At 55.2% G+C, this 20,702-nt stretch carries 15 protein-coding genes and 1 riboswitch; of the genes, 1 reads left to right on the top strand and 14 read right to left on the bottom strand.

Annotated features, from left to right (window positions below; genetic code table 11):
- Window positions 1-226 precede the first annotated feature (226 nt).
- Window positions 227-529, bottom strand: coding sequence for a type II toxin-antitoxin system RelE/ParE family toxin (locus tag AC4IE8_RS15250; RefSeq protein ID WP_069002970.1), 303 nt, complete (start codon window positions 527-529; stop codon window positions 227-229).
- Complete coding sequence (locus tag AC4IE8_RS15245; RefSeq protein WP_071891702.1) at window positions 529-768, bottom strand: type II toxin-antitoxin system ParD family antitoxin; 240 nt, start codon at window positions 766-768, stop codon at window positions 529-531. The genes AC4IE8_RS15250 and AC4IE8_RS15245 overlap by 1 nt, the downstream gene beginning before the upstream one ends.
- Before the next feature lie 164 nt (window positions 769-932).
- On the opposite strand from AC4IE8_RS15245, the gene AC4IE8_RS15240 reads away from it, so the two are divergent.
- Entirely contained in the window at window positions 933-1,547 is a 615-nt protein-coding gene (locus AC4IE8_RS15240) for a GNAT family N-acetyltransferase (protein WP_490791392.1), read from the top strand.
- 480 nt (window positions 1,548-2,027) lie between these two features.
- Here AC4IE8_RS15240 and AC4IE8_RS15235 read toward each other — a convergent pair whose 3' ends face one another.
- The 12 genes from AC4IE8_RS15235 to AC4IE8_RS15180 all read right to left on the bottom strand — a co-directional run bounded on the left by AC4IE8_RS15235 (window position 2,028) and on the right by AC4IE8_RS15180 (window position 20,220).
- Window positions 2,028-4,466, bottom strand: a complete 2,439-nt coding sequence (locus AC4IE8_RS15235) for a putative bifunctional diguanylate cyclase/phosphodiesterase (protein ID WP_490791391.1) — start codon at window positions 4,464-4,466, stop codon at window positions 2,028-2,030.
- Window positions 4,463-5,314, bottom strand: coding sequence for a phosphate/phosphite/phosphonate ABC transporter substrate-binding protein (locus tag AC4IE8_RS15230; protein WP_490791390.1), 852 nt, complete (start codon window positions 5,312-5,314; stop codon window positions 4,463-4,465). Before AC4IE8_RS15230 ends, AC4IE8_RS15235 begins: the two co-directional genes overlap by 4 nt.
- A 448-nt stretch (window positions 5,315-5,762) precedes the next feature.
- On the bottom strand, window positions 5,763-6,932 hold the full coding sequence (prpF, locus tag AC4IE8_RS15225; protein WP_490791389.1) for a 2-methylaconitate cis-trans isomerase PrpF: 1,170 nt from the start codon (window positions 6,930-6,932) through the stop codon (window positions 5,763-5,765).
- A gap of 436 nt (window positions 6,933-7,368) precedes the next feature.
- On the bottom strand, window positions 7,369-7,752 hold the full coding sequence (locus AC4IE8_RS15220) for an endonuclease domain-containing protein (RefSeq protein ID WP_490791388.1): 384 nt from the start codon (window positions 7,750-7,752) through the stop codon (window positions 7,369-7,371).
- 95 nt (window positions 7,753-7,847) lie between these two features.
- Window positions 7,848-10,439 (bottom strand): Fe/S-dependent 2-methylisocitrate dehydratase AcnD, encoded by a 2,592-nt coding sequence (gene acnD / locus AC4IE8_RS15215; RefSeq protein ID WP_490791387.1) that lies wholly within the window; start codon window positions 10,437-10,439, stop codon window positions 7,848-7,850.
- Between the two features lie 288 nt (window positions 10,440-10,727).
- Entirely contained in the window at window positions 10,728-11,882 is a 1,155-nt protein-coding gene (gene prpC, locus AC4IE8_RS15210; RefSeq protein ID WP_490791386.1) for a bifunctional 2-methylcitrate synthase/citrate synthase, read from the bottom strand.
- 175 nt (window positions 11,883-12,057) lie between these two features.
- Complete coding sequence (gene prpB, locus AC4IE8_RS15205; RefSeq protein ID WP_490791385.1) at window positions 12,058-12,954, bottom strand: methylisocitrate lyase; 897 nt, start codon at window positions 12,952-12,954, stop codon at window positions 12,058-12,060.
- A gap of 786 nt (window positions 12,955-13,740) precedes the next feature.
- Window positions 13,741-14,430, bottom strand: a complete 690-nt coding sequence (locus tag AC4IE8_RS15200; protein ID WP_490791384.1) for a GntR family transcriptional regulator — start codon at window positions 14,428-14,430, stop codon at window positions 13,741-13,743.
- Between the two features lie 159 nt (window positions 14,431-14,589).
- Window positions 14,590-16,482, bottom strand: a complete 1,893-nt coding sequence (locus tag AC4IE8_RS15195; RefSeq protein ID WP_068987351.1) for a propionyl-CoA synthetase — start codon at window positions 16,480-16,482, stop codon at window positions 14,590-14,592.
- Between the two features lie 282 nt (window positions 16,483-16,764).
- Window positions 16,765-18,420, bottom strand: a complete 1,656-nt coding sequence (locus AC4IE8_RS15190; RefSeq protein ID WP_490791383.1) for a HAMP domain-containing methyl-accepting chemotaxis protein — start codon at window positions 18,418-18,420, stop codon at window positions 16,765-16,767.
- A 351-nt stretch (window positions 18,421-18,771) separates the two neighbouring features.
- The gene (locus tag AC4IE8_RS15185; protein WP_068987353.1) at window positions 18,772-19,350 is read right to left on the bottom strand and encodes an isochorismatase family protein; all 579 of its coding nucleotides are present in this window, start codon (window positions 19,348-19,350) and stop codon (window positions 18,772-18,774) included.
- A gap of 201 nt (window positions 19,351-19,551) precedes the next feature.
- Window positions 19,552-20,220, bottom strand: a complete 669-nt coding sequence (locus AC4IE8_RS15180) for a protein-L-isoaspartate O-methyltransferase family protein (RefSeq protein ID WP_490791382.1) — start codon at window positions 20,218-20,220, stop codon at window positions 19,552-19,554.
- A 344-nt stretch (window positions 20,221-20,564) separates the two neighbouring features.
- Window positions 20,565-20,666, top strand: a riboswitch (TPP riboswitch).
- The last annotated feature ends 36 nt before the right edge of the window (window positions 20,667-20,702 follow it).

Here is a 20,702-nt window from a genome sequence, read left to right as displayed (position 1 = left end):
TTATAGACCTGTGCATCATCGGGCTACTGAACCGGTAACTTGCTGCTACAAGTTACGGGCTTCATTTTATCAACTCTCCATTTAGAGGCAGGGATCGGCTATCAGTACTCAAATTCAACCATACAAGTAGTTCCAGCGGACCCCAAACTCCACGCGGCTTTTTGCGCATGCCTACGGCATTGTCGCGCAAACGCCTCGCTCCGTTTGGGTCCACTGAACAAGGGCGTTATGCCTCAAAGAGCTTGGAAGAGACATCCATGTGTTTATGAAGAATTCGAATTATCTCTACGCATTCGGTACCAGAGATCCTGTAATAGATTACGTGGCTGATCACTGGGAATTTTCTATATCCAGGTCTTATATAGTCACAAGCACTTCCGAGGTTTGGGTTGTCTGCCAACTGATGAAAGGAATCGTCAAATTGATGCAAGTATTTGTTGCGCTGATTTCTACCCCATCGCTTTTGGGTAAAAACGGCAATCGCCTTCAAATCATCTTTCGCTCTGGCTTTAAGCTTGAAGGTGGGCATCAATGAGAATCGTCATCAAGTTCAGAAATCAGCCCGTCGAGGGAATACTCTACAAAATCGCTAGATTCGCCTTCATCCAGCATTTTTCGAAGTGCAACAAGTTTTGTCTCCTCTTCCTCAAGCAACCTCAAACCTGCACGCACAACCTCACTGGTAGAAGAAAATCTTCCGTTTTTCAATTGGTTATCAATAAAAGAGTTAAAGTGTTCATTAAGGGTAATGCTCGTGTTCTTGCTCATCTGCTTAGCCTAAGGTTGATACCAATATTTGGTACTATAGTCAGGCATAACAAGGGGGTCAAGCCGCTCGTTGCACTCGCTAGGACTCTCCGCAGCTATGCTGCTCCGTGCCTCTTACCCCAACGTTTGGCAGCAAATAACCAGTTCATCAAATCGCATTGAAGATGGATATAAAAGAAAAAACAATATTACTTAGGCCGGCGAAACCGGAATTTGAAGAGGGTTTGCAATTCGCTCATTACCTCGATCAGGCTGCAGAAGGGTTTTTCCGAATTATGCTGGGCCGAGAATCAGAAAGCATTATCGCTACAGCATACATTGATGGAGGGCATTCACTCTCCTATGAGCATGTGATTTTTGCCGAAGTTGATACAAAAATAGTCGGTATGAGTTCATCATTTACTGAAAAACAACAGCGTATGTTTTCTGAAGAGCCACTACAAAGTGCTGCAAAAAGAAACGTTATTCGACTGAAACTTATGCGGATCCTTTTTGCGCCAATATGGCGTATTCTTGAGACTATCCCTGAGGGTGATTTCTACGTACAGGGGCTCGCTATCGAACCGGAATTCAGAGGAGCAGGAATTGGCTCACTTCTCATGAAGGACATTGAGAATCGGGCCAAAGCAAGCGGCTCAAACAGGCTGAGTTTGGATGTTTCAGCAAAAAATGATGGTGCAAGGAGATTGTACAAGCGGTTTGGAATGGTCGCGTCTTCGGCATGGCCAAATTCACGATTTCTCCCAACAGTGTTCATTAGAATGTCTAAAGATTTGTAGTTATGACATTTGCACGTCTTATCGTTGCATTCAGGAATTGGTTATCTAGCATCGGTTAAGTTTAAGAGTTTGGTGGTACGAAATAGTCTGTGACTGTGATAGCGGGGAATGAGTAATCGAATGGGCAGCTCAGTGATTGAGTTAATTCAGAACAATAGTAGTGGTTAAGCGCCTTTCAATGTGCGTTCTGTTAATGCTGATATCTGCAAATGTAGTTGTACATTCATATATTAATGATAAGAATACACTTGCTAAACGAGCAAAAACAATTTTGTCTCCTTAGGGTTTAAGTTTGATGGGTTCTATTGTACGAAGGACCTACAGCATATTTAGAGAGCAACAGATCAACTTATTTCGTCGCTTACGCCAGTGGTGGCTGAATAATGAACAGATGCTCATCAATGGAAAATAGTGTTCGATGCGGGTTGAAGTAAGAATGGTGCTTGTGGAATTGTGGCGATGCGGTCAGTTGAGGCTGGCTCAACTCATCAAGGCTCCAGGCTGAGTATCGCCGAGGATGAAGGCGAGAGCCTCGCCCGGTGGCATTGGTGGTGCATAGAGATAACCTTGTGCCTGATCGCATTGGTAGTCTCGTAGGATATTGGCCTGAGTCTCGTTTTCCACCCCCTCGGCAATCACCCTTAGATCCATGTGGTGGGCCAGGGAGACGATCGACGCGGAGATGATGGCGTCATTGGGGTCCTGGGCGATGTCCTGGATGAAGGAGCGATCGATCTTCAGGGTGGAGATGGGGAAACGCTTCAGATAGCTCAGGGATGAGTAGCCAGTGCCGAAGTCGTCGATTGCCAGTCTGACCCCGAGGGTGCTGAGCTTCTGCATGATCTGGATAGCGGTATCCACATCCCCCATGATCATGCTTTCGGTGATTTCGAGTTCCAGCTTGGCCGGCTCTATGTGGGTCACCTGAAGAACCTGTTCTACCTTCTCCACAAAGCTGTTGTCTAGGAACTGTTGGGCCGACAGATTGACCGATATCTGCAACCGGTTTGCACCGGCACTCTCCCACTGCTTGAGTTGACGGCAGGACTCCAGGAGTACCCACTGACCAATTTCAAAGATATGACCGGTACGCTCGGCAAAGGGGATGAACCGGTCCGGGCTCAGGAGTCCTTTTTTTGGATGTTGCCAGCGCACCAGCGCCTCAAAACCCAGCAGATCACCATTCGCCAGATCGACCACCGGTTGGTAGTGCAGGCGTAATTCATTCCGGGTCACCGCTTTACGCAGCAGGATTTCCATATCGAGCTGTTCGTGGATCTGCTGGTTCAGTTCAGGGGTATAGAACTGTATGTAGCCTCCCGCTTTATGCTCTTTCGCCCGATGCAGGGCTATTTCGGCGCAGTTGGTCAGCTCCAGTGTCTGGCGGCTGTCCACCGGTGCGACGGCAACTCCGATACTGGCGCTGAAGACATACTCCTGGTCATTGAACATGATCGGTTTGCCAATCAACGCATTGAGCTTGTTGATGGCGTTTAATATGCCTTCCAACTGCTTGAAGGGGTCAAGTAGGATGGCAAACTCGTCGCTGCCGACCCGCGCCACCGAATCGTTGCTGCGGGTAGCGCTTTTCAGTCTCTCCGCAATCTGGATCAGTAACCGGTCGCCCTGGGATTGACCAAGACTTTCGTTAAACGTCTTGAAGCGGTCGATGTCGAGCATCAAGACACCGATCATACCGCCACTGTGCTCGAGAATTTTCAGGGATTGTTCCAAGCGGTCGTTGAACAGTATCCGGTTGGCCAGGCCGGTCAGTTGGTCGTGGTTGACCAGATGCTGAATGGTGGCATTTTTTTCCAAGAGTTTGAGTTCCAGGGTCTGCCGGTCGGTGATGTCACGATGGCTCTCGATCACACCGGTCAGCTCACCGTTGGCATCCAGCATGGGAGAGCCGAGTATTTCGATGGTACGCTGATTGCCGCTGCTATCGGCAAGGTTATGGATCAGCAGTTGGGGCTTCAGGGTTTTCTTCACCAATTCTACCGGGCAGGTGACTTCCTGATTACTGCAGGGCTTATCCAGGTCGTGGATCAGGTTGTAACAGTAGCGGCTGTTGAGGCGCTGCCCATATTTCTCCTGTGAGGCGCGATTCTCCAGCAATACCTGCAGATCGAGATCCACTACCAGGATTGGATCGTTGACTCCGTCGATGATCCGCTGCAGAAAGGTACGCTCCTGATCAAGCGCCTGTTCGCTCGTCTTCAGTTCGTTGACCTGCTGCGCCAGTCGGTCCGCCATGCTATTGAATGCCATGGTCAGCTGCCCCAGCTCATCCTGGCTTTTCAGGTTAACCCGGCTCTCCAGGTTACCGTTGGCCAGCTGTTTACTGGCCCTGGTCAGCTGGTTGAGCGGGCGACTGAAATAGTGGCCGAACCACATGAAGGAGCCGAGACTGATGAGAATGATCAGTGAGGCGGCCAGCAGTGAACGGTTCAGCCACTTGACCATCAGCTCCTGATAGGAAGAGAGGTTGATGCCGACCCGGATTCTGCCGTAGATGACATCGGAGAGATAGATCGATGAGGCAAAATCGTAGACGCCATCGTCGAGCCAGAGATCCGGCAGCGTGTCTATCGTCGGTAAGGGTTTTTCTGAATTGATACTGACGCTGGCGATGTTTCGTCCCTGCTCATCTTCCAGGAGCAGATAGAGGAGTTTCTGTTCTTTCTGCATCTGTTCGAGAAAGAGCTGTGCCTGGGCCAGGTCACGGGTTACCAGGGTTGGCCCCAGAGAGGTTTCGAGCAGGGAGCTGATCAGCTCTTTGTCCCTTTTCAGGTCGTTATTCAGATGGCGCTCGTGGGTGGCGATACCGATATAGAGAATGCTGCTGATCAGGCTCAGTTCCAATAGCAACAGCAGGCCGCTTATTTTCAGGGTGAAGGGCAGGCTTGAGAGTTTCAATGTCTGACCTCACCCTGCTGTCGGCGCAGTGCGGGAAGAAAAGGGTCCAGTGACTGCATGTCGTCATGGTTTGTTGGTCGTAAGCCCTGGTAGCCGAACTGATCGATGAACTTCCGCCCAGCCTCACTGTTGTTGGCAAAGTCGAGGATGATCTCCGCCAGTCTGGCGCTTGAAGTGTTGTCCAGCTCCGGACTCACCTGATAGATGATCGGTGCAGTACGCCCGGGCAGGGTACCGGATATTTGACTTGAGCCGGTCAGTTTACGCAGTTTGCCAGCCAGTCTGTCCTGCAACTGATCCAGTGCTCTGGAAGAGATCACGGCAGCCTGGGTGTTGCCCTGAATGACATCCATGGCGGCAGAGCTGTGGGTTGGATGGTGGATCAGCTTGATATCAATACCTGGTTCAAGTCCCGACTCCTGGAACATCTGTGAGGCCATTTGTGTTATCAGGGCCGTGCGTGACGGTACACCCGCCGTGGCGCCACGCAGTTGGGAGATCTCAGTATAAGGGGCTTGCGATGAAACCAGCAGTACCGCCTCAAGATCGGTTTGTGGGCGTAAAAGCGGCAGATAGCCGTAGTCGAGTTGTGCGACTCGGGCCATATGCGCGGCATTGATCACCAGTGTGTACTCTCCCTGTCGCAGCCGCTCCATGAAGCTGGTGTAGTCCGGTGCACTGACTACCCGCACCGGATGACCCAGCTGAGTTGTCAGGGCTTTCGACAGGGGCGCATAGAGCTGTACCAGCTTTTGCGGTGAAAGATAGGGAAAGATGGCGATTTCCCGTACGGAGGCCAGGCCGTGAGCTTGTGCCGGCGATAGGTTCAGGCTGATCAGCATCAACATGAATAAAACCAACCATCGATTGAGAGGTGATGTTGAACGGGAAATTGTGCGGGTACAGCAGGACAATAGGTGGGCAGGATCGAGCCTCGAATCTCTGATCAGCGGATAATTGGGTCGCCTCGTCATGGTACGCGTCTGAGTATGCCTTGATTGTTATCGGTATGGGTTTCAACCGCCGGTGGTTACTGCGTATCTCGCCATACCCTGGCATACCGGCTCGCCAACTCCACGCTCTCAGTGGTATTGGCGAATCGCTAAGGATTTCAAAAGTATAGTGTGTCCAACATTTCAGTTCAAAAGATGTGGTTATATTGCTGCAGGTTGATACTTGTTGGGGGGGCTTCCGATTGTCCTGTCGAGAGGTTTTCAGGGAGACACCGCCTTTTGATAAGGCGGTGTGTGAGCAGCTACTAGAATAGAATGCTTATTCGCCGGACTGGTCGATAACCTAACCGGGTATTCTGACCCAGCCCTCCATCAGGATGCGGGCACTTCGGCTCATCACCACCTTCTCCACAACCCAGTTACCCTGCTGTTGGGTTGCGGCAGCGCCCACTTTCAGGGTGCCTGAGGGATGTCCGAAGGTAACTGACTCCCGGTCTCCGCCACCGGCAGCCAGGTTGACCAGGGTGCCTGGGATGGCTGCGGCAGTTCCGATCGCCACGGCGGCGGTGCCCATCATGGCATGGTGGAGCTTACCCATCGACAGGGCTCGTACATTCAGATCGATCTCTTCGGCTGCAATCGCTTTCCCGCTTGAAGCGGTATAGCCGGCAGCCGGTGCAACGAAAGCGACTTTCGGTGTGTGTTGCCGGGCTGCTGCCTCTGCCACATCATTGATCAGCCCCATGCGGATTGCCCCATGGGCGCGGATGGTCTCGAAGCGCTCCAGTGCTGCCGGGTCGCCGTTGATCGCTTCCTGAAGTTCCATACCGGTATAGCCGATCTCATCCGCATTGAGAAAGATGGTGGGGATGCCGGCGTTGATCATGGTGGCTTTGAAGGTGCCGATGCCGGGTACTTCCAGATCGTCCACCAGGTTACCGGTGGGAAACATCGCTTCCGAAGGATCCACCGGGCTCATGAACTCGATCTTCACTTCAGCCGCAGGGAAGGTGACCCCGTCGAGTTCGAAGTCGCCGGTCTCCTGGACCTCGCCATTGGTGATCGGAACATGGGCGATGATGGTCTTTTGGATGTTCTTTTGCCAGATGCGTACCACGGCGATGCCGTTGTCAGGGACTCGCTCAGGGGCCACCAGGCCGCTGGCGATGGCGAAGGAGCCTACGGCGGCGGTGAGGTTGCCGCAGTTGCCGCTCCAGTCGACGAAGGCCTTGTCGATGGCGACCTGGCCGAACAGATAGTCCACATCGTGATCCGGCTGATCGCTTTTCGCCAGGATCACCGTTTTGCTGGTGCTGGAGGTGGCGCCACCCATGCCGTCGGTCTGTTTGCCGTAGGGGTCCGGGCTGCCGATTACTCTGAGCAGCAGCTGGTCGCGGGCTTCACCCGGTTGCTGGGCGGCTTCGGGCAGGTCGGTCAGGTTGAAGAAGACGCCTTTGCTGGTGCCGCCGCGCATGTAGGTGGCGGGGATTTTGATTTGGGGTTTGTGGGGCATGGGGTTTTTGCTCCTTATTCCCGCTGATTCCCCCCCTCTCCCCCGGCCCCTCTCCCGCGAGGGGAGAGGGGGGTAAGAGGGTGGGTGCCAGTCAGGAATGAATCTGTTTTGTTTAGGCTGTAGTGACCTTGTTTGATCGATTAGTCATCTTTGGATGAACGCCTCTGTTGTTTTCGTCAGCATTGCCTTTGACGGGGATTAATTCGGTATATGGCATGGGTGTTACTCCTTTTCCTGTTGATTCCCCCTCTCCCCCGGCCCCTCTCCCGCGAGGGGAGAGGGGGGTAAAAGGGTGGGGTGGCAGTCAGGATTGAATCTGTTTTGTTTAGGCTGTAGTGACCTTGTTTGATGGGTTGGTCATCTTTGGATGAACACCTCTGTTGGTTTCGTTCATGCTGCCTTTGGCGGGGATTGATTCGGTAAATGGCATGGGGCGTTACTCCTGTTCCTTTTGATTCCCCCTCTCCCCCGACCCCTCTCCCGCGAGGGGAGAGGGGGGTAAGAGGGCTAGGATTTCAGTCAGGACAGATTCGGTGTTGTTGAGGATGTCGTGGTTCCAGAAGCGCAGAACTTTGAAGCCTTGTTGATTGAGCCAGGCATCCCGTTTGCGATCAGCTCTGTTTTCATTGTGCTGACCGCCATCGCACTCGATGATCAGCTTTTCACCAAAGTGGATGAAATCCACGATATAAGGTCCTATGGGCTGTTGTCGTCGAAACTTCTGACCTGACAGCCGATGGGCCCTTAATTGCTTCCATAACACTCTCTCCGCGTCGGTCATGTTCTGACGCAATCGTTTTGCAAAAATCCGTTTGTTCATAAGCATCCTCCTTGATGCAAAAGCTCCCCTCTCCCCTCGTGGGAGAGGGGCCGGGGGAGAGGGGGTGAACCCCGCTAGAGAGGCGGATGGTGTCATCAACCCGCTTCAGCCTCCAAAAAGTCATTGGCAAATCGCTGAAGAACACCACCGGCACCATACACAGAGACCTCTTCCGCGGTATCGAGTCGGCAGGTAACCGGGATCTCCACCGACTCCCCGTTGCGACGGTGCATCACCACCGTCAGCTCCGCTCTGGGGGTGGGTTGGCCGATCACGTCGAAGGTCTCGGTGCCGTCGATGTCGTAGCTCTGCCGGTTCTCTCCGGGCATGAACTCCAGCGGCAGTACACCCATGCCTACCAGATTGGTGCGGTGGATGCGTTCAAAGCCCTCGGCCAGAATTGCTTCAACCCCGGCCAGGCGCACACCCTTGGCGGCCCAGTCCCGGGAGGAGCCCTGTCCGTAGTCCGCACCGGCCACGATGATCAGCGGCTGATTGCGCTGCATATAGGTCTCGATCGCTTCCCACATGCGCATCTGCTCACCTTCCGGTTCCAGTCTGGCCAGGGAGCCCTGAATGATCTCACCTGCCTGATCCCGGCACATTTCGTTGAGCAGCTTGGGATTGGCAAAAGTGGCCCGCTGGGCCGTTAGATGGTCCCCCCGGTGGGTAGCGTAGGAGTTGAAGTCCTCCTCCGGCAGGCCCATCTTCGCCAGGTACTCACCGGCAGCGCTGCTGGCGAGGATGGCGTTGGAGGGGGAGAGGTGATCGGTGGTGATGTTGTCACCGAGAACCGCCAGGGGACGCATCCCCTGCAGGCTGCGCTCACCGGCCAGTGCGCCTTCCCAGTAAGGTGGACGACGGATGTAGGTGCTTTTTCCACGCCAGTCGTAGAGTGGGCTCTCTGCCGCCACCCGCTCACCCAGGTCGAACATGGGCTGGTAGATCTGCTGGAACTGCTCCGGCTTCACCGACTGCTTGACGATGGCGTCGATCTCCTCGTCGCTGGGCCAGACATCGTTGAGGGTGATCGGGTTTCCTTCCTGGTCATGGCCGAGAGGATCCTGTTCGATATCGAAGCGAACCGTACCGGCGATGGCATAGGCCACCACCAGCGGCGGCGAGGCGAGAAACGCCTGCTTGGCATAGGGGTGGATGCGGCCGTCGAAATTGCGATTGCCCGAGAGCACGGCGGTGGCGTAGAGATCCCGCTCGATGATCTCCTGCTGGATCTTTGGATCCAGAGCGCCGCTCATGCCGTTACAGGTGGTGCAGGCATAGGCGACGATGCCGAAACCGAGCTGCTCAAGTTCGCCCAGCAGGCCCGCCTCCTGCAGATAGAGTTTGGCTACCTTGGAGCCGGGGGCAAAAGAGGATTTGACCCAGGGTTTGCGGATCAGTCCCAGCTGGTTGGCCTTGCGCGCCAGCAGGCCGGCGGCCACCACGTTGCGGGGATTGGATGTGTTGGTGCAGCTGGTGATGGCAGCGATGATCACCGCCCCGTCGGGCATCTCACCCGGCTTCTCTTCCCAGGCGCCGGCGATACCCCGCTCCGCCAGGGCGGAGGTGGGCAGTCTGCGGTGGGGGTTGGAGGGGCCAGCCATGTTGCGCTCCACACTGGAGAGGTCGAACTCGAGCAGCCGCTCATACTCCGCAGCCGCCAGGTCGTCCGCCCACAGGCCGGTCTGCTTGGCATAGTTCTCGACCAGGGCGACCTGCTCAGGCTCCCGGCCGGTCAGTTTCAGGTAGTCGATGGTCTGTTGATCGATGTAGAAGAGTCCGGCCGAGGCGCCGAACTCCGGGGTCATGTTGGAGATGGTGGCCCGGTCACCGATGGTCAGGCTCTCGGCTCCTTCGCCGAAGAACTCCAGATAGGCGGAGACCACCCGCTGCTGACGCAGAAATTCGGTCAATGCCAGCACGATGTCGGTGGCGGTGATACCGGGTTGTCTCTGGCCGGTGAGTTTGACGCCGACGATCTCCGGCAGCCGCATCATCGAGGCGCGCCCCAGCATCACGTTCTCCGCTTCAAGACCACCGACGCCGATGGCGATCACGCCGAGGGCATCCACATGGGGGGTATGGCTGTCGGTGCCGACACAGGTGTCCGGATAGGCGATACCATCGCGGGCCTGGATCACCGGCGACATCTTCTCCAGATTGATCTGGTGCATGATGCCGTTGCCGGCGGGTATGACATCCACATTGTCGAAGGCGGTCTTACACCACTCGATGAAGTGGAAGCGATCCTCGTTGCGACGGTCTTCGATGGCCCGGTTCTTCTCGAACGCCTCCGGATCGAAGCCGGCATGTTCCACGGCCAGGGAGTGGTCGACGATCAGCTGGGTCGGCACCACCGGATTGACCTTGGCCGGATCGCCACCCTTGTCGGCAATCGCATCGCGCAGTCCCGCCAGGTCGACCAGCGCGGTCTGCCCCAGGATGTCGTGACAGACCACCCGTGCCGGATACCAGGGGAAATCCAGATCCCGTTTGCGTTCGATCAGCTGTTTCAAGGCATCGGTCAGCAGCTCGGGATCACAGCGGCGCACCAGCTGCTCCGCCAGCACACGGGAGGTATAGGGGAGTTTGCTGTAGGCACCGGGTTGGATCGCCTCGACTGCCTCGCGGGTGTCGAAGTAGTCCAGGTCGGTCTCGGGCAGTCGTTTTCTGAATTGGGTATTCATGGCGTTCTCGTTCGCTGAATTGGCAAGTTGGATGGCTGATATGAGTTTTACTGGGGCTTGGTCGTGTTGTTGTCGCTTTGCGACCCCCCTCTCCCTGGCCCTCTCCCGCGAGGGGAGAGGGGATGCATTGAGCAGGAGCAGGGGTTAGCAGACAGTTTGTTCCACTACCCGATAAACAGTTATGGATGTTCTCTATTAAGAACGTCCCCTCTCCCCTCGCGGGAGAGGGACAGGGAGAGGGGGATCAAAAGGCCCCGCAAACCACGCCCATAACTCAAAACCTGAAAATCAGCTTCGCTCTTCGATCGGCACCCAGGCCCGGTTTTCCGGTCCGGTGTAGTTGGCCGAAGGCCGGATGATTTTGCCGTCTTCACGCTGCTCGATCACATGCGCGCCCCAGCCGCTGACCCGGGAGATGACAAACAGCGGAGTGAACATGTCGGTGGGCACACCCATCTGGTTGTAGGAGACCGCAGAGAACCAGTCCAGGTTGGGGAACATCTTCTTGATCTCCCACATCACCGCTTCCAGGCGATCGGCGACACTGAACATGGTCATGTTGCCCGCCTCTTCCGAGAGATCCTTGGCGACCCGTTTGATCACTTCGTTGCGTGGGTCGCCCACGGTATAGACCGGATGGCCGAAACCGATCACGATCTCCTTACGTCCGACCCGCTCGCGGATATCCGCTTCCGCTTCATCGGCGCTGTGGTAGCGGCTCTGGATGCGGAAGGCCTCTTCGTTGGCGCCGCCGTGTTTGGGGCCGCGCAGGGCGCCGATGGCCGCTGTGATGGCGGAGTACATATCAGAGTTGGTGCCCGCCACGACCCGTGCGGTGAAGGTGGAGGCGTTGAACTCATGCTCGGCATAGAGCACCAGGGAGGTGTGCATTGCCCGCACCCAGGACTCTGACGGTTTCTCGCCGTGCAGCAGATGGAGGAAGTGACCACCGATGGAGTCGTCGTCGGTCTCCACATCGATGCGTTTGCCGTTGAAGGCGTAGTGATACCAGTAGAGCAGGGCGGAGCCGAAGCTGGCCATCAACCGGTCGATGATCTGACGCGCCTCGGCTGCGGGGTGACTCTCTTTCTCAGGCACACAGCTGCCCATCACGGAACAGGCGGTACGCATCACATCCATCGGATGGGCCGAGGCGGGGATCGCCTCCAGCGCCTGTTTTACCGCCAGGGGCAGACCGCGCATCGACTTCAGCTTGGTCTTGTAGGCGGCCAGCTCCGAGGGGGTGGGCAGGGTGCCGTGAATCAGCAGATAGGCAATCTCTTCGAACTCCGCTTTCTCTGCAAAGTCGAGGATGTCGTAGCCGCGGTAGTGCAGGTCGTTACCGGTGCGGCCGACGGTGCAGATCGCGGTGTTACCGGCAGCGGTACCGGAGAGGGCGACAGACTTCTTCGCCTTGGGCAGGATTTGATTGGGGTCGCTCATGGGGAAACCTCCTCTGATGCGATGTGTGTAATTTGGTACTGCGTCGTTTGACTGTTTTGTGTCTCAGCCACAAATGGACTCGAATCACCGCCAATTAGGGCAAATGAAATTAAAAACGAAGTCATTTCATTTGCGTCATTTTGCGGTGATTGGTGTTCATTCGCGGTAAAATTCTTCAACTTTCAACCCGCTCCTCAGTAGCGAACAGCGAGTCCAGTTTCTGTTCGAAATCGTGGTAGCCCAGGTAGTCGTAGAGATCCATGCGGCTCTGCATGGTGTCGACCACGCCCTGCTGGGTGCCGTTCTTGCGTAAGCTCTGGTAGACGTTCAGGGCGGCGGCGTTAGCTGCGCGGAAGGCGCTCAGCGGGTAGAGGGCAATGCTTACGCCGGCACTCGCAAGCTGATCTACGGTGAACAGGGGCGTGGAGCCGAATTCGGTGATGTTGGCCAGTACCGGCACCTTCACCGCTTTGACAAACTCCCGGTATTGGTCGAGCTCGGTCATCGCCTCGGGAAAGATCATGTCGGCGCCCGCTTCGACACAGGCGCAGGCCCGATCGATGGCAGACTGCATGCCTTCCACGGCCAGCGCGTCGGTGCGGGCCATGATCACGAAGTCGTCATCCAGTTTGGCATCCACCGCGGCTTTGATGCGGTCGACCATTTCGGTCTGCGAGACGATCGCCTTGTTGGGACGGTGGCCGCAGCGCTTCTGCTGAACCTGATCCTCCAGATGTACCGCGGCGGCGCCGGATTTGTTCATGTTGCGGATGGTGCGGGCGATATTGAAGGCGCCGCCCCAGCCGGTGTCGATATCCACCAGCACCGGCAGTTCAGTGACGTCGGTGATGCGTCGCAGGTCGGTCAGTACGTCCTCCAGCGTGGTGATGCCCAGATCGGGAATGCCACAGGATCCGGCTGCGACACCACCACCGGAGATGTAGAGGGAGCGGTAACCGGAAGCCTCGGCGAGGCGTGCGTGGTAGGCGTTGATGGCGCCCACACACTGCAGCGGTTTCTCCTGTTCGATGGCGGCCCGGAAGCGGGCGCCGGGGGTTTGGTTGTCGGTCATTTCATTTCCTCTAAAAAATTAGACTCGGTTATGAGTTTTGGTGTGCGCTTTGCGCAGGCCGTTTTATTCCCCCCTCTCCCTGTCCCTCTCCCGCGAGGGGAGAGGGGGCGTTCTTAATTGAGAGCATCGATAACTGCTTGTTGGGCAGTCGACAGACTCTCTCACACTCCTGATCTTGCTCGATGCATTCCCACTTCCGCGAGGGCAGAGGGGATGCTCTTAATTGAGAGCATCGATATCTGCTTGTTGGGCAGTCGACAGACTCTCTCACACTCCTAATCTTGCTCGATGCACTCCCTCTTCCGCGAGGGCAGAGGGGATGCTCTTAATTGAGAGCATCGATATCTGCTTGTTGGGCAGTCGACAGACTCTCTCACACTCCTAACCATGCTCGATGCATACCCTCTTCCGCGAGGGCAGAGGGGGTGCTCTTAACTGAGAGCATCGATGACTGCTTGTTGGGCAGTCGACAGACTCTCTCACACTCCTGATCTTGCTCGATGCATTCCCACTTCCGCGAGGGCAGAGGGGACGCTCTTAATTGAGAGCATCGATAACTGCTTGTTGGGCAGTCGACAGACTCTCTCACACTCCTGATCTTGCTCGATGCATTCCCTCTTCCGCGAGGGGATATTCTCAATTGCATGCATCCATGACAGTTAGTCGGGTGGTAATCAGACTGCCAGTTCACGCCTGCACCTGTTTAATGAATCCCCTCTCCCCTTGAGGGAGAGGGCCAGGGAGAGGGGGCTCAAAAAACATCGATTCAAACCTCAAAGCTCGCTCTCATAGCTTCTCCAGAAACACCGCCTCCACATTCCTGCGGGAGGAACGGATGTGCTGTCGCATCAGCAGTTCAGCCATCTCTGGATCCCGTGCGGAGATGGCGTTGATCAGGTACTGATGCTCCTCATAGGCCTGCTGGGATCTTTTGCTGCGCATGCCGAACTGATAGCGGTACATGCGCAGCAGATGATAGAGGTCGTTGCACAGCAGTTCGATCAACTGATTGTTCTTGCTGCCCTGAACTATGCGATAGTGGAAATCGAGATCGCCCTGCTTCTGGAAGTAGGCCTGGCCGTGCTGTTCGGCAATCTGCTCGCCATGCTGATTCAGCAGACTTTGCAGCTCTTCGATCTCCATCTCGGACATGTTCTGCGCCGCCAGTCTGGCCGCCATTCCCTCCAGCGCCTCACGCAGTTGAAAAATCTCGATCAGCTGCTCGTAGGAGAGGGTGACCACTCGGGCCCCCAGATTCGGTTTTCGCTCGACCAGTTTGCGCGCCTCCAAGCGGGCCATCGCCTCCCGCAGGGAACCTCGGCTCACTCCGTGTTGACGGGCCAGTTCCGGTTCACTGATCTTGCTACCCTGGGGAATCTCTCCCTCGACGATAGCCCGCTGCAGAGCATCAAAGAGGCGCTCTGTAAGTGGGATATTGGCAGTGCCAAGGGGAGTTGCCGTTGTTTGGTTTTGCATGTCAGGATCCTGATCTGTCGACATAATTAGTCTTTATCCGTGATGTATGGGTTATTTTATAGCCTAAATTTCTAAAAGTGTCGACACTTTTGTGTAAAATAGTCATTAAATTCCTTGTTGGGAACTGGAAAGGCTCCGCTTTCACAGTTCCCGCCCGGACTATTTGCCGTATCCCATTTGCTGCAGGGAGGTGGATATTTCATCGAGAATGGCCGGGTCGTCGATGGTGGCCGGCATGTTCCATTCAGTTCCATCGGCGATCTTCACCATGGTGCCGCGCAGGATCTTGCCGGAGCGGGTCTTCGGCAGCCGTTTGACGATCGAGATGTGTTTGAAGGCGGCAACCGGCCCGATCTGGTTGCGCACCAGTTTGACCAGCTCCGCACCAAGCTCTTCGGCAGGACGGTCGACACCGCTTTTTAGCACCACCAGACCCAGTGGCAACTGCCCCTTGAGGGCATCGGCAACACCGATCACGGCACACTCGGCCACATCTGCATGACCAGCCAGGACCTCTTCCATCTGACCGGTGGAGAGGCGGTGGCCAGCGACATTGATCACATCGTCGGTACGGCTCATGATCCACAGATAGCCATCTTCGTCCTTGTAGCCTGCATCCCCGGTCAGGTAGTAGCCGGAGTAGGCGCGCAGATAGGAGTCGACAAAACGTGTCTCGTTGTTCCACAGGGTGGGCAGGCAGGCGGGGGGCAGAGGCTGTTTGATGACGATGTCACCCATCTCGCCATGCGGTTTTTCGTTACCCTGCTCGTCGAGGATTCTAACGTCATAGCCAACCATGGCGACGGTTGGTGAACCGGCCTTCACCGGCATCGGCTCAATACCCATTGGATTGGCCGCGATGGCCCAGCCGGTCTCGGTCTGCCACCAATGGTCGATGACCGGTTTTTCGAGCATCGTCTCCGCCCAGTGGAGGGTGTCGGGGTCGCAGCGCTCACCGGCCAGATAGAGGGTCTCCATGCAACTGAGGTCATACTTGGACATGTAGGCGCCCTGGGGATCCTCTTTCTTGATCGCGCGAAAGGCAGTCGGGGCGGTAAACAGGACTTTCACCTGATATTCGCTGATCACCCGCCAGAAGGCGCCTGGATCGGGTGTGCCGACCGGTTTGCCTTCATAGATCACCGTCGTGCAGCCGGCCAGCAGCGGGCCGTAGACGATGTAGCTGTGGCCCACCACCCAGCCGACATCGGAGGCGGCCCAATAGACATCCCCCGGCTCCACGTTGTAGATGTTTTTCATCGACCAGAGCAGTGCCGCGGCATGGCCGCCATTGTCCCTGACCACCCCTTTCGGTTGGCCGGTGGTGCCGGATGTATAAAGAATGTAGAGGGGATCGGTCGCCTCCACCGGAACACAGTCGGCTGCGGCTGATTCGTTCATCGCCTGATCCCAGTCCAGATCCCGGCCGTCGATCATCTCTGCTGCCAGCTGGGGGCGCTGTTTGATGATGCAGCTCTGGGGTTTGTGGGTGGAGAGTTCGATCGCCTCATCCAGCAGCGGCTTGTAGGCCACGACCCGGCTCGGTTCGATGCCACAGGAGGCGGAGAGCACCATCTTCGGTTTTGAGTCATCGATCCGGGTTGCCAGCTCTTTTGCGGCGAAACCGCCGAAAACCACCGAGTGGATTGCGCCGATTCGGGCGCAGGCCAGCATCGAGATGGCCGCTTCAGGAATCATCGGCATGTAGACGATCACCCGGTCACCTTTGGTGACGCCCTGGGCGGTCAGCGCTCCGGCAAGTCCGGCGACCTCATCCCGCAGTTCCGTATAGGTGTAGCTTCGTTTGCTGTCGGTTACCGGGCTGTCGTAGATCAGCGCCAGGCGATCCCCGTTACCGGCCTCGATGTGTCGATCCAGAGCATTGAAGCAGGTGTTGAGCTGCCCGCCGACGAACCAGCGTGGCGAGGGTTGGGCGGATTCATCCAAGACCTGATCCCAGGGTTTGTCCCAATGCAGTCCCTGCGCAACATCGCCCCAAAAGGCCTGTGGGTCATCCAAGGAGTGGTTGTAGATCTCAGCATATTTGGACATTTCTCTGGTTCCTCTGGTTGCTAGTTGCCGATTATGTGTCGACATATTTTAGTAATAATAGCTTTATCGTCCCTATTTTATAGACAATAAATTCAAATATGTCGACACTTTGTTATTTTTTTCTGATTTTACGGGATTGCGCCGCATTGATTGCGGCCTGTCGGAGGCTGCGGGTGGTCAACCGAGTTTAGTGGCTACAGCCCATCTGGGAAGGGTTTTTAGGTGGGATTGCCGGGGGTGGCAATCTGACCGGTGTAGAACCGGCCAGATTTCAGATTGGCGCTAGACTTTGAAGCGCTCCACAAGGGATTTCAGTTGTTCTGCCAGTTTTGCTACATCCGCACTGGCCTGTGTGGTCTGTTGAGCCCCGGTGGCGGACTGTTCCGAGACTTCATTGATACTGACAATACTGCGATTGATCTCTTCGGTAACCGAGCTCTGCTCTTCCGCTGCATTGGCGATCTGAGTATTCATCTCGGTAATTTCGCTCATGGCGGTGTTGATCTTCTCCAGAGCCTGGCCGGCTGTGGCGGCCTGCTCAACCCCGGATCGGGTCATCTCATTGCCCCGCGCCATCACCTTTACCGCATTGTCGGTACCCTCCTGAAGTTTGCTGATCATCTCCTCGATCTCCTGGGTCGAATCCTGGGTACGTCCAGCCAGGGTACGAACTTCATCGGCAACCACTGCGAATCCACGACCCTGCTCACCGGCGCGGGCCGCCTCGATTGCGGCATTCAGGGCCAGCAGATTGGTCTGTTCCGCAATGCTTTTGATTACATCCAGAACCGAGCCGATATTGCGGCTCTCAGTTTCAAGCTCCTGGATGACCGCTGCAGCCTGCTCCACTTCATTGGCCAGGCCGTTGATCCCCTCGATGACCTGATCGATGACCCGCTTACCCTCGATGAATGTGGTATCCGCTTCCCGGGCTGCGTTAGCGGCATCGACGGCATTTCTGGCCACTTCCTGAACCGTGGTGCTCATCTGATTCATTGCCGTAGCTACCTGGCTGGTCTCGTTCAATTGCTGATTGATACCGGCGGTGGTCTGGTGGGTGACCACTGAAGTCTCTTCTGCGGCCGAGGCGAGTTGGACCACAGAGTCTTTGACCTGGTTTATTGCATCGTGAAACTGTTGCGCCATACGATTGAAGGCCGAGGCGATATGACCGATTTCGTCCTTACTGTTGTAGTCGACCCGGGTGAGCAGTTGGCCGTCTGCGAGCTGATGGGCGGTGTTTTCAATCTGGCTGACACCTTTGCTGATTTCACTGATGATCAGATAGGCCAGCAGGATACCGAACAGAGCCCCAACCACCAGGCTGCCGATCACAAGGGAGAGCATGCTTTTATAGGCGGCGTGGGTCTCCTCGAAGGCATGGGCAGCCTTGTTCTCTTGGATCTTCAACAGCTCGGCGGTGGTCTCCTGGATCTTCTGCAGTACCGGATTGATGAGAGTGAGCAACAGTTGGTTAGCCTCATAGAATTGACCATCCACCAGCAACTTGTCGACTGGAATCAATCCATCATGTTCCAAATGTTTGAGGTCTTTGCTGAATATCTCGACCAGTCGCTGCTCCTCACTGTCCAGTTGGGATTTGGTGAACTCCTCCCAGCGGTTGTCGATGATCTTGATGTTCTCTTCGATCTGATGGATATGCTTATCCAGTTTATGGTCATGCATTGCAGCAAAGGCTGAGCCTGGATCGTGCTGAAGCGCCAGCAGTATCTGCGCCCGGCTGTCTTCCAGCTTCTCAATCACCGTCGAGAGATCAACCATATGGGCCATCTCAACGTTATAAAGCTCGTCGATGGCATGGTCAGCCTGCTGCATGCCACGCAGTCCAAGCAGGCCGATGAATATGGTATTAAGCAGTAAAATACCAACCAGGAGTGAGAGACGTAATTTGATCGAGAGATTATTCAGGAATGACATTATTCTGATCCCAGCGAGTTTTGTAATAAAAGAAGCAATTAGATTGCTCTGCTGAAGCTCATATCCGGCTAGTGATCAAAATCCGTTTTCCAGAGCGGGAGTCAGCCTGGAAGGGCTGGAATACTGCAATTGAATATATCGACGTTTAGTTAAATCCCTTTAATTTGCTTTATTCATATCGCATGTCTTTTGCATGCTCATCTCCGATTGGGTGATTGAATATGGTGTGTTTACGGGTGGGAGAGCAGTTTTCCGGAGGATTTTGAGACCAGGGTAGTTATTCCCAAAGTGTTGGGTGGGAATAACTACCACTTGGACTTTTGAATTTGCAGATCACCCGGGTTGATTGTTTCAGCGGATCAGCTGGGAAATCTCTTTGAATTTCGGGTGGCTGGCATCGCCCATCCACTCAAAGATGACAGACTCCATGTTGGTGATATTGATGCCGCCGCGACGCATCCGCATGAGTGAGTTTTCCCGGTGCATGGCTTTGCGGGAGGCGATGGCGTCTTCCACCACAAATACCTGATATCCCCATTGTTGCAGCCCGGCGGCAGTCTGCAGAATGCAGATGTGGGCTTCCAGGCCGACCATCACGATCTGCTTTCGCGAACCGTGTTCGGCCAACTCTTCTTCAAACCCCGGTGCGGTGCAACAGGAGAAGGTCAGCTTGTCCTTGGCTTTGGTGTGGGGGGGCAGGTGTTCTGTGATTTCTGACAGGGTATTGCCCAAGCCCTGTCCATAGTGCTCTGACAGGGTGATCGGAATGTCCAGTAGACTGGCGGCCTTACTCAATTGGATGACGCTTGGGACCATCTTTTGCAGGTCCTGTTCCGGCATCGCTTTGGTCAGCCTCTCCTGGGCATTGACGATCAATAATTGACTGGTTGCTGCGTGGGTCAGCGGTAGTGTGCTTTTGTTAATACTCATGATCTCCCTCTGCTCTTCATAATAATCTATGGCCGATTCCAATCGGCGTTGTTGTCACTGCAGTACATCCATCTGCAGCTGAATTACTATTTTTATCTATGGTGCCGGGTCATATCTGGCCCGGAAAGCAAACTTCAATCAGTCGTTTTTTATCCTTATCGTGTTGCTGCAAGCCCAGGATAGTGCCGCAACAGCGGTGGCCTAGAAATTGAACTCAACCGGTGCCGGTGCGTTCTCCAGTGGAGAGACCTCGGTTTCGAAAATGCTCTCTTCCTGGAATATCTTCTCATCGTGTCGTGTGATCAGTTGGCAGGTCATTACCGGGGCCTGGCCAATGATGACGAACATCCGTCCACCTATGGCCAGCTGTTGGCGAAATATCTCCGCCTGCTGGCTGGTGGGTAGGGATCCGGTTACCGCAATCGCATTGAATGGGCTTCCCTGGGTTGGGTTCGCCAGTGCATCGCCTCTCAGCAATGTCACGTTGTGCAGACCCTGTTGTTCAAGCTTGGCCGTTGCGGCATCTGTGAACTCAGGATGGATATCGATACTGACCACCTTTTTTGCCAGGTTTGCCAGGCAGGCTGTCAGGTAGCCACTACCGGTGCCTACCTCCAGGACTCTATCCTCGGGTTGCAGGTCGAGTGCCTGCATCAGCCGGCCTTCGATTCGTGGGAACATCATGCTCTGTCCCTGGCCGATGGGAATCTCGATATCCGCATAGGCGAGATCCTGGTAGGTGTCCGGAACAAAGGCCTCCCTCGGCAGAGTCTCCATGAGTCTCAAGACTCTTGGATCGATCACGTCCCATGGGCGAACCTGCTGTTCCACCATGTTGAATCGGGCTTTTTCAAACTGGCTTGCCATCATGCGAAATATCCTGAATTTTTTTATGGTTTAGTCTGGCAGAGGCATTAGCCTACGTTTTTTAAACCGCTTGGGCAAGATTTCCAGCTGGGTAGCTTGTTGCGTGGGTGACCCTGCCTAATCAACGGTTTATGGAAATAAATCCTTGAATTATATGGGTCAGGGTTATTCTCAATAATCCCTTAAATTAGTATTTAAATAGGCCTAAGTGGTTGTGCAGAAAGGTTTTTGGTGATTTTCTCTTTTTATGCGGGAAGCGATCGCCAGGCCGAAGCCACTCCAATCCTCAGATTGAATCAGCTTGTGCAGTCGCGCGAAGCGGACCGTTTCAGGTTATACTCCTGCGAATCAAAGGCTAGGGGTGTCCTGTGGTGTGTTCACGGGCTGAGATAGACCCTTAAATACCTGATCCGGATCATACCGGCGGAGGGAAGCTGTGAAGCCCACTGGGGTGTTCGCGCTCTCTGCCAAAACGAGGTTTCCAC

This window comes from Candidatus Thiodiazotropha sp. AKAK2, from assembly GCF_058244685.1.
Note: the sequence above shows the minus strand (reverse complement) of the source record. Positions and strands in the feature narration are given on the sequence as shown.

What these genes read in the sequence shown, in the direction of transcription:
- AC4IE8_RS15180 (WP_490791382.1), bottom strand. Translation starts at nt 20,220, where the DNA reads ATGATGGCAAGCCAGTTTGAAAAAGCCCGATTCAACATGGTGGAACAG.
- AC4IE8_RS15240 (WP_490791392.1), top strand. Translation starts at nt 933, where the DNA reads ATGGATATAAAAGAAAAAACAATATTACTTAGGCCGGCGAAACCGGAA.
- AC4IE8_RS15185 (WP_068987353.1), bottom strand. Translation starts at nt 19,350, where the DNA reads ATGAGTATTAACAAAAGCACACTACCGCTGACCCACGCAGCAACCAGT.
- AC4IE8_RS15250 (WP_069002970.1), bottom strand. Translation starts at nt 529, where the DNA reads ATGCCCACCTTCAAGCTTAAAGCCAGAGCGAAAGATGATTTGAAGGCG.
- AC4IE8_RS15245 (WP_071891702.1), bottom strand. Translation starts at nt 768, where the DNA reads ATGAGCAAGAACACGAGCATTACCCTTAATGAACACTTTAACTCTTTT.
- prpC (WP_490791386.1), bottom strand. Translation starts at nt 11,882, where the DNA reads ATGAGCGACCCCAATCAAATCCTGCCCAAGGCGAAGAAGTCTGTCGCC.
- prpF (WP_490791389.1), bottom strand. Translation starts at nt 6,932, where the DNA reads ATGCCCCACAAACCCCAAATCAAAATCCCCGCCACCTACATGCGCGGC.
- acnD (WP_490791387.1), bottom strand. Translation starts at nt 10,439, where the DNA reads ATGAATACCCAATTCAGAAAACGACTGCCCGAGACCGACCTGGACTAC.
- AC4IE8_RS15200 (WP_490791384.1), bottom strand. Translation starts at nt 14,430, where the DNA reads ATGCAAAACCAAACAACGGCAACTCCCCTTGGCACTGCCAATATCCCA.
- AC4IE8_RS15230 (WP_490791390.1), bottom strand. Translation starts at nt 5,314, where the DNA reads ATGTTGATGCTGATCAGCCTGAACCTATCGCCGGCACAAGCTCACGGC.
- prpB (WP_490791385.1), bottom strand. Translation starts at nt 12,954, where the DNA reads ATGACCGACAACCAAACCCCCGGCGCCCGCTTCCGGGCCGCCATCGAA.
- AC4IE8_RS15190 (WP_490791383.1), bottom strand. Translation starts at nt 18,420, where the DNA reads ATGTCATTCCTGAATAATCTCTCGATCAAATTACGTCTCTCACTCCTG.
- AC4IE8_RS15220 (WP_490791388.1), bottom strand. Translation starts at nt 7,752, where the DNA reads ATGAACAAACGGATTTTTGCAAAACGATTGCGTCAGAACATGACCGAC.
- AC4IE8_RS15195 (WP_068987351.1), bottom strand. Translation starts at nt 16,482, where the DNA reads ATGTCCAAATATGCTGAGATCTACAACCACTCCTTGGATGACCCACAG.